This is a genomic window from Terriglobia bacterium, assembly GCA_020073185.1.
In the GTDB taxonomy this organism is placed as follows: Bacteria; Acidobacteriota; Terriglobia; order Terriglobales; family Acidobacteriaceae; genus JAIQGF01.
In genome coordinates this window covers 1-8,380 of the sequence record JAIQFT010000096.1, presented here as the reverse complement: position 1 = coordinate 8,380, position 8,380 = coordinate 1, and the positions used below count along the sequence as shown (strand labels likewise).

The 8,380-nt window shown below is 61.7% G+C and carries 5 protein-coding genes and 1 pseudogene; 3 read left to right on the top strand and 3 right to left on the bottom strand.

Annotated elements, in window-relative coordinates; translation table 11 throughout:
• On the top strand, positions 1–544 hold a 544-nt coding region (locus LAN64_20040), incomplete at its 5' end, for a tetratricopeptide repeat protein (protein ID MBZ5570117.1).
• Between the two features lie 204 nt (positions 545–748).
• On the opposite strand, the gene LAN64_20035 is transcribed toward LAN64_20040, so the two are convergent.
• Positions 749–2,107 carry an NCS2 family permease gene (locus LAN64_20035; GenBank protein MBZ5570116.1) on the bottom strand — a complete coding sequence of 453 codons (1,359 nt, stop codon included), beginning with the start codon at positions 2,105–2,107 and terminating at the stop codon, positions 749–751.
• 685 nt (positions 2,108–2,792) lie between these two features.
• Positions 2,793–5,246 carry a protein kinase gene (locus tag LAN64_20030; GenBank protein ID MBZ5570115.1) on the bottom strand — a complete coding sequence of 818 codons (2,454 nt, stop codon included), beginning with the start codon at positions 5,244–5,246 and terminating at the stop codon, positions 2,793–2,795.
• 409 nt (positions 5,247–5,655) lie between these two features.
• Between LAN64_20030 and LAN64_20025 the strand changes: the two genes are divergently transcribed.
• Positions 5,656–6,246, top strand: coding sequence for a transposase (locus LAN64_20025; protein MBZ5570114.1), 591 nt, complete (start codon positions 5,656–5,658; stop codon positions 6,244–6,246).
• A 91-nt stretch (positions 6,247–6,337) separates the two neighbouring features.
• On the top strand, positions 6,338–7,090 hold the full coding sequence (locus LAN64_20020; GenBank protein ID MBZ5570113.1) for a hypothetical protein: 753 nt from the start codon (positions 6,338–6,340) through the stop codon (positions 7,088–7,090).
• A 153-nt stretch (positions 7,091–7,243) separates the two neighbouring features.
• Here the strand turns inward: LAN64_20020 and LAN64_20015 are convergent.
• A pseudogene (locus LAN64_20015) lies at positions 7,244–8,304 on the bottom strand (IS3 family transposase).
• Positions 8,305–8,380 lie beyond the last annotated feature (76 nt).

Sequence of the window (8,380 nt, the reverse complement as noted above, 5' to 3'; positions counted from 1 at the left end):
GCTTCAAGGAGGCGGGCATTTCGCGCATGGCGATCAGCGCGGCATTGCCAGGGCACTGAACAACTTGGCGGGTGCGGCACACGATCAGGGAGACTATCCAGCTGTCCTGGCAATGTTCGAGGAGAGCCTAGCAATCTTCCGAAAGCTAGACGACCTAGGGGGCATTGCCATGTTGCTAAACAACTTGGGCGACCTGGCTTCGTCCCAGAGCGACTATGCAGGCGCCCGAGCGCTATACATAGAGGGCCTGACGATCCGCAGCGAGCTGGGCGACCGGTGGGGTATCGCCGAGACTTTGAATGGACTTGCCTACGTCGCGTTCGGGTTGGCCAGTTTCGGCCAGGCGACCCGTATGTGGGGCGGGGCAGAGCGGCTTCGAGAGGAAATCGGCGCCACGCTGCAGCCCCGAGATCGGCTCCGCTACGACCGCCAGGTTGCTGCAGCCCGCGCCGCCATGGGCGACAACGCGTTCGATCTAACCTGGCAGGACGGCCGCGCAATGACGTTAGAGCAAGCAATAAGATTTGCGCTAGGGAAGGTCTGATCAACTCGGCTTTTTTGAAGGGGACGGCCTTCAGGCCGTCCGTTAGGTGCCACAAAAAGAGTACGGCTTCAGCCGCTGAGGGACTGCCGACGTGCTTGACCAGAGCTTCCCTAGTGCCGAGCCCCAGCAGTGTGCCGGAGTGGCTCGTCATATAACTCGCGACTGCCACCCCGTTTCACACTCCTCACAACCACAGCGAGCGGGTTACTGGTACGGGTAGAAAATGAAGAACAGCAGCGAGAGTATGCCCAGGACCCACAATCCGCCGCGAACTTCGCGCCACCGTCCGGCAACTACCTTGCAGACGGGATAAAGCACCAGGCCGGCGGTGATGCCGATACCGATGTTGTAGGTGAAGCTCATCAACGCCACGACGGCGAATCCGGGGATCACCTCCGTTAAATCGTCGAAGCGGAAACGCGTGACCGGAGCGAGCATCAGCAGGCCGACCACGATCAGCGCTGGGCCGTATGCCTGCGGTGGGATGGCCGCGACAAAGGGCGAGACAAACAGCGTCAGCGCAAAACAGGCGGCGGTCACCAGGGCGGCGAAGCCGGTGCGCCCTCCGGCTTCGACTCCGGTAGCCGATTCGATGTAGGCGCCGGCCGTCGTCGTCCCGACCAGCGGCGCGAACATGGTCGCCAGCGCGTCCGCCAGCATGGGACGTTCGATCTGCGGCAACTCGCCTTTTTCGTCGAGAAAGCCGGCTCGAGCCGATACCCCAATCAGCGTGCCCATGGTGTCGACAAACGCCATCACGAAGATGGTCAGCACCACCGGAAAGAAGCTCCAACTGAAGACGGTGGAGAAGTCAAGTTTGAGAAAGACAGGCGCCAAACTGGGCGGAGCGCTGAGCCAGGCGTGCGGACGCGGCGTTACTCCGGTCACGATGCCCAGAATTGTGGTGCCGACGATTCCGACCAGGATGGCCCCCGGGAAGCGGCGGATCAATAACATGGCCATCAGTAGGAATCCGGCAATAGCGAGCAGCACCGGCGCCGAAATCAGGTACCCGGGCTTGAGTGGAGCCCCGGGCGTGCCCAGCGTCACGATACCGCTCTCGTTCAATCCCACGAATGTGAGAAACAACCCGATTCCCACCGCGAAGCTGTAGCGCAGGCTCTCGGGCAAGGCACTCACCAGCCACTGTCGCAGCCGAAAAAGCGTCAACAACAGGAAGAGTAGGCCGCCGAGAAACACGGCCGACAGCGCCGTTTGCCAGCGATAGCCGAGCGCCTGCACCACCGTGTAGGCGATGAAAGCGTTCTCCCCCATGTAGGGAGCGATAGCGAAGGGACGATTGGCGTATACGGCCATGATCACGGTGCCGAAAATCGCGGTCACGATGGTCGCCACCATGGACGCTCCCGGGGGAATGCCGGCGGCGCGCAACACGGCAGGATTGACCACCACGATGTAGGACATGGTCAGGAACGTGGTGAGGCCGCCAACGATTTCCCGCTGGAGATTGGTGCCATGCTGTGCAAAAGCGAAATGAGCCAACAGGCGCGCGCTTGCGCCACTTGCGCGGGGCTCTGGTGAAGCTGTGAAAGGTCGGTTCATTCCCATGTGCGACGAGTCGCACTCCTCAACAATTAGTTTCGGGACTTGAGAGGAATGCCCGCCGAGTCGGCCATGGCGTCCCCAATCATCAGCTCAGGGCTATTGCTCATTCGTGTTGGCTCCCCAAGCCGGGAGATTGAACAAGAACGCGCCAGCCAGTTCCGCCTCGGGGCCGTAGGACCCGGAAACGGCTCGCCAATCTGCGCCTCAATCTCCGGCGTGACCGGCGCTGCCATGCGCGCATTCTACAACTCGGTGGAAGCGCCGCGCTTTACAGGCCGCGGAAAAAATGTCCTCTGCGCCACAGGTGGAAGCGCACCGCTTCAGCCGTGCGACAAGGGCCACTACTAAAGATCTGGGCTTCAGCCCTGGTGGGGACCCCGGCCTTACCTATTCTCAGGCGAGTCGCGCAGCGACGCCAGTTCATAGCCCGGGACGTATGTCCCAGGGAAGCTGACCTCATTACTCTCGGAGTCCCGCAGGGACGACAGAACCCAGCGCAGCACGTAAGTGCCGGGAATCAATGTCGCAGCACGCTTCAGCGGCGGGGCAAAGTGGGAAAAATATCCCAGTGCCGTAGGCACGGCTGAGGTTCTCACGCACACCCTTCGGCCCTGGGGTACTCGCACCTTCGCCAGCCACCACCTACCGTCTCTGGTCCGCTCGCCAGGATTAATCCTCTCTTTTACCGACTGGCGAATTGGGCGCTGTACTGCTTCCAGTGGCCTTCCACTTCGCGCATGACGCGCTCGAATTCGGGGTCGCCGCGGAGCTTGTCGTAGTTCTTGTCGCGCTGGAACCAAGGGTAGTTGTGGTTGCCGAGGGCGACGGCGCGCTTGAAAAAGGTAAGCGCCTGAGGTTTGTCGCCGAGCAAGGCATAAGTGCCACCCATCCATTCGGCATAATCTCCATCCATAATGTCGGCTGGGCGGTCGCGCAGCAAGACTGGGTCGATCTGGTCGCGTTCTCCGCGCGCGGCATGCAGATAGCCGGAGAAGATCAGCGGAGTATCGTCGCCGTGTCCGCCGCGTAACTGGACGGCACGGTTGATGACCGGTTCCGCCTCCTCCAGCTTGCCTTCGTAATAGAGAAAGTAGCCGAGAAAGGCCACCAGTTTGAACTGGTCCGGAGTACGTTTTAGGGCTTGGCGCGCTTCTTCCGCGGCCTCGTGCGCTTTGCCCTGATAGAGCAGCATGCGGCCGTGCATCCAGTAAATGCGCGGTGTCGAGGGATTCATATCCCGGCAGCGCCGATAGGCTTCCTCGGCCAAGTCAATTAACCCGGCGTAGTGATAGGCATAGCCAAGGTGATCCAGCGCGTCGACTGAATTCGGGGCCATTGCCACCGTTTGCCGCAGTGTTGTGATGGCTTCGGCGTTCTTCCCGCGCTCGTTCAGGATGGCTCCGAGCGCCATGTTGGCTTCGAACGAGGACGGCTGGAGGCTGACCGCCTTGCGCGCGGCCTGTTCGGAGGCGATGAGGTTGCGTTCACCATTTTCCTGGAAATTGGCGGCTTCCATCAGGTAGAGCCGGGCGAGCAGCGCATAAGCGTCGGCGAAGGTCGGATCCTTGGCTACCGCCTGCTGGATGAGGCGGCGGCCCTCCTGCAGCGACTCAACCCGTGAGTTCACGAAGTACTCATTCAAGTAGGCTCGCGCCTGCACCAGCAGGTTGTACGCCTCCGGCGATGTGGTGGCCGTCTCCTTCATGCGCTTCTGCTCGGCGCCGGAGAGTTGCACGCTCAAGCCTTCCACCACTTTTTGCGCAACCTCGTCCTGGAATTTCAGCATGTCGGGGCCGCGCAGATCGTAGCGGCTGCCCCAACGGGTGGCGCCGTGGTCAATGAGCTGCACGGAGACGCGCACCACGCCGCCGCTAACCTGATAGTTGCCCGCCAGCACCGAATCCACTTGCAGCTCGCGCGCGGCCTGGGTGGGATCGTCGGCGCTGGCGGCGTACTTCAATACCGAGTTGGTGGGCCGCACTGCAAGATTCTGCAGCGCCGCCAGGCGGCTGATGATGGCGTCCGCCATGCCCACGCCCCACGTGTCGCCACTTTTCTGGCCGGACAGATTGTGAAAGGGCAGTACGGCCATGGTGCGCACCGTGGCGGCGGTCGCGAGCGGTGCAGCCGGCGTAGTGGTGGCCGGCACGGTTTTCGAGCGATACAGGAAATACCCCACGGCGGCGGCGAGCACCAGCACAACCGCCCCGGCGGCCACCAGCGGCATCCGGGCAGCCTTTCGTGGCGTTGGCGCGGCCTCGACGGAGGTCACGCTCGCGCTGGAACCAGTATCGCGTTTCAGACGCTTCAAATCGGCGCGAATGTCGGCGGCATTGTGATAGCGCAGGTCGGAGTCCTTTTCCAGCGCCTTATTGATGATGCGTTCCAGGTCGAGCGGCAAGTCGGGATTCAGGCGCACCGGAGAAGACGGGGTCTTGCGGAGGATGGCATCGAAGATGGCGGCCGAGGTGTCGCCGGAGAACGGCGGCCGTCCGGCGCACATTTCGTAGAGAACCGCGCCGAAGGAAAATAGGTCGGTGCGCCCGTCCAGCGCCTTGCCGAGCGCCTGCTCGGGCGACATATAAGCAATCGTTCCGACCGCCGCCCCCGGGCTGGTGAGGTGCTCTTCCGACATCGTGGCGGCCGAGGAGCCCACCCCTTCCGTGGTCGAGCGCTTGGCCAGGCCGAAATCGAGGATCTTGGCGTGTCCGCGCCGAGTCACGAAAATGTTCGCCGGCTTGATGTCGCGGTGCACGATGCCCTGGCTGTGCGCGGCGTCGAGTGCATCGGCGATCTCGATGCCGAGTTCCACCACCTGCTCCGTCGGCAAGGTCCTGCCGGAAATGCAGTGTTTGAGCGTCTCGCCGTCCAGACGCTCCATGGCGATGAAGGGGCGGCCGCCGGCTTCGTCAATTTCGTAAACCGTGCAGATGTTGGGGTGGTTCAAGGCGGAGGCGGCGCGCGCTTCGCGCTGAAATCGTTCCAGCGCGGTCGGGTCCTTGGCAAGCTCGTCGGGCAGGAACTTGAGCGCGACACGGCGGCCGAGCTTGAGGTCCTCGGCCTCGTACACCACACCCATGCCTCCGCCGCCGAGCTTCTGAAGAATTCGATAGTGAGAGACGGTCTCGCCCAACATTTGAGCAACATTATAGCTGGGCGCGTGGTTGGCCCTGCGACGTTGCCCCACCCTTGTCTCGCCCGGGGAGTAAGTCCCGGGGAAGCTGTCCTCATTACTCTCGGAATCCCGCAGGGACGCCAGAACCTAGCCTGGCACGCGAGTGCCGGGAACGCCGTCCCTCAAATCTCCCGAGTTCTGCCAGAGACGGCAGAACAAGACGCCAGCAATCGTGCCCAACATTTTCTGACGCCCTCAACAGCAGAAGCTCACGCAGCGAACGTCAGAACGTGGCCCTCAGCGCCGAGGTTGCCCCACCCTTGTCTCGCCTGATGGGAGCTTGCCCCAAAACGGAGCAACGGCGAGACAGGGTGGGGATTTTCCATCCGACATCACAGACTCCTGTCATATTGGAGATTACCCTCATGGCATGCCTTGGGGACTGAATCGTTACCAGCAGTCACGCTGCCTGCACTTCATCACCTTCAGTTGTTACCGGCGCGAACCTCTGCTGGCGACGCCTCGGGCGCGGGACACCTTCGAAGCAGAACTGGAGCGGGTACGGCGTTGGTACGGCTTTTACGTCAGCGCCTATGTCGTCATGCCCGAGCACGTGCACCTGCTCGTCAGCGAGCCGGAGCGCAAGCAGCTTTCGGTTACGATCCAGATGTTGAAGCAGATCGTATCGCGCAAGCTGCGCCGGCCCGGTGAGCGTCAGTTCTGGCAAACCCGCTACTATGATTTCCCCGTTTCCAGCGAGAAGAAACGCGTTGAGAAGCTGCACTACATGCATATGAACCCGGTCAAACGCGGCCTGGTAAAACGGCCCGATGACTGGAAATGGAGCAGCTTTCTTCATATCGCCACCGGGTACGAAGGGATAGTAGAAATCGAATCGCAATGGACGGCTCGCAAGCGCGAGCGTATGGGCCAGCCCTTGCAGATGGTGCGCCGTCAGGAACAACCCCACCCTGTCGCTCCAAACCCGGGAGCGACAAGGGTGGGGCAACCTCAAAAGTAGTCGCGGACGGGAAAGTGTGGGCTAGCTAGCCCCCGGGCTCTTTCTCTACACGTTCCGCGTGCCTATACTTGAATTCTCGAAAGGGACGCCTGTGGACCACAGTTTCGAGGAACTCCGGGCTGTTGCACTCGACCTCCTCGCCGGGCGCGAACGCGCAGGTTATCAGATGGACCATTATGAGCGCCTCCTGCTGGGTGTCTCTGAAGTCATTGAACGACGTGAAGGCCAATCACCAGGGCAGCAGCACTTTTCGACTGCCATGCCCAGTCTGTCTCGCCACGACCAGGATCTGTTCCTCGAAGTGTTTTGGACGCTGTTCCGCGAGGGGACAATCACATTAGGCCTGAACGATGCGAACAGAGAATTCCCGTTCTTTCGGGTGACGGAGTTCGGTGGCAGGTTGATCGCTCACCAACAGGCGTACTTCTTTCATGATGTGAGCTCCTACGAGGCCGCTATTCGGTCGGAAGTCCCGACGATCGATGCCATCACGCTTCTCTACCTCAAAGAGGCAATGCAGGCGTTCCGCACAGGCTGCATTCTGTCTGCGACTGTCATGCTGGGCGTAGCGACAGAGCACACATTTCTGCTCCTGATGGAGAAGATCGATCAGAACTCGACGCACGCAGCCAACTTCGCAGCGGTCTCGCGTGAGCGTACGATTCTGCAGAAGGTGAACAAGTTCAAGAATATTCTCGACCAGCATGTCCGGAGCCTGCCGCCCGAGATCAAAGAGGACATCGATACGCATTTCGCCGGGATTCTGTCGATTATCCGCACGTTCAGGAACCAGGCCGGACATCCGACCGGCACGATCATTAATCGCGAACAGGCATACGTGTGACCTGCCCCCTTACTCCGCACAGTTGAGACTACGACAACTTCCATCCTTTTCACCGAGCTTTTCAGCGGGGATGGGGGTGTGGGGCAAGGGGCCGGCGTTTGAGGCCTCTTGCCCCACTCCATCTCTGTAGAAGCTTTCCGCTTTCAGCTGCGCGGCAAACTCCTTCGGCGTCCGATAGCCCAAACTGCTGTGCGGACGCTCTTCGTTGTACTCCTTCCGCCACGCCCCGATCTTGCTGCGTGCGTCGAACAGGTTCTGAAACCAGCTCACTCGCAAACACTCTTCCCGCAACTTCCCGTTGAAGCTCTCCAAGCGGCCGTTCTGCATCGGCTTTCCCGGCTGGATGTGCACCAGTTCGATCCCGCGCTCGATGGCCCAGGCCAGGAAATGCCGGCTGGTCAACTCCGGCCCGTTGTCGCAGCGGATCGCGAGCGGCGCCCCGCGCTGGGCCATGATCGCGTCCAGTACCCGCGTCACCCTTCGCGATGCGAAGCTCGTGTCCACCTCCAGCGCCAGACACTCCCGCGTGAAGGCATCGACCACGGTCAAGACGCGGATCGTGCGCCCGCACTCCACCGCGTCGTGCACGAAGTCCAGCGCCCATTCCTGGTTCGGCGCCGTCCGCTCCACCAGCGGCTTTCCGGCACGCACGCAGTGCTTCCGCTTCTTCCGCCGAATCATCAATCCCGCCTCCCGATACACCCGATGCAGACGTTTGTGGTTCACCCGCTCGCCCGATCGCGTCAGCAGCACGTGCAGCCGCCGATAGCCGAACCGCGGCTTCTCTCGTGCCAACTCCACCAGCCTCGTGCGCAGCGGCTCATCCGAGCGCCGCGAACGATAGCGGTAGGTCCCGGCCGAAACCAGCATCAGACCGCATGCCCGTCGCATCGTGAAGGCAAACTCTGCCTGCATCTGCTCGATAGCTGCCTTCCGCGCTACGAGCTCCAGCCGTTTTTTCGGATCACCGACTGCAGCGCTTCCTTGTCCAGCGACAGGTCCGCCACCAGCTTGCGCAGCCGCGTGTTCTCGTCGCGCAACTGCTTGGCCTCCTGCGCCTGGCTGGCGTCCATGCCGCCGTACTTCGCCTTCCACGAGTACAGCGTGTGCTTGCTGACGCCGACCTCCCGCGCCACGTCCTCCGCTTTGCGGCCTGCGTCCATCTGCTTCAACGCGGCGATCATCTCCGCTTCCGTGTGCCGGCTCCGAGACATGCTCCTCCCCGATCTTTCGCTTCCGCGAAACTGTGAAATCATACTCAGTTGTGTGCGGATTTAGGGGAGCAGGTCA

Coding starts and splice junctions, on each gene's coding strand:
- LAN64_20030 (MBZ5570115.1), bottom strand. CDS start 5,246: ATGTTGGGCGAGACCGTCTCTCACTATCGAATTCTTCAGAAGCTCGGC.
- LAN64_20025 (MBZ5570114.1), top strand. CDS start 5,656: ATGCCTTGGGGACTGAATCGTTACCAGCAGTCACGCTGCCTGCACTTC.
- LAN64_20035 (MBZ5570116.1), bottom strand. CDS start 2,107: ATGAACCGACCTTTCACAGCTTCACCAGAGCCCCGCGCAAGTGGCGCA.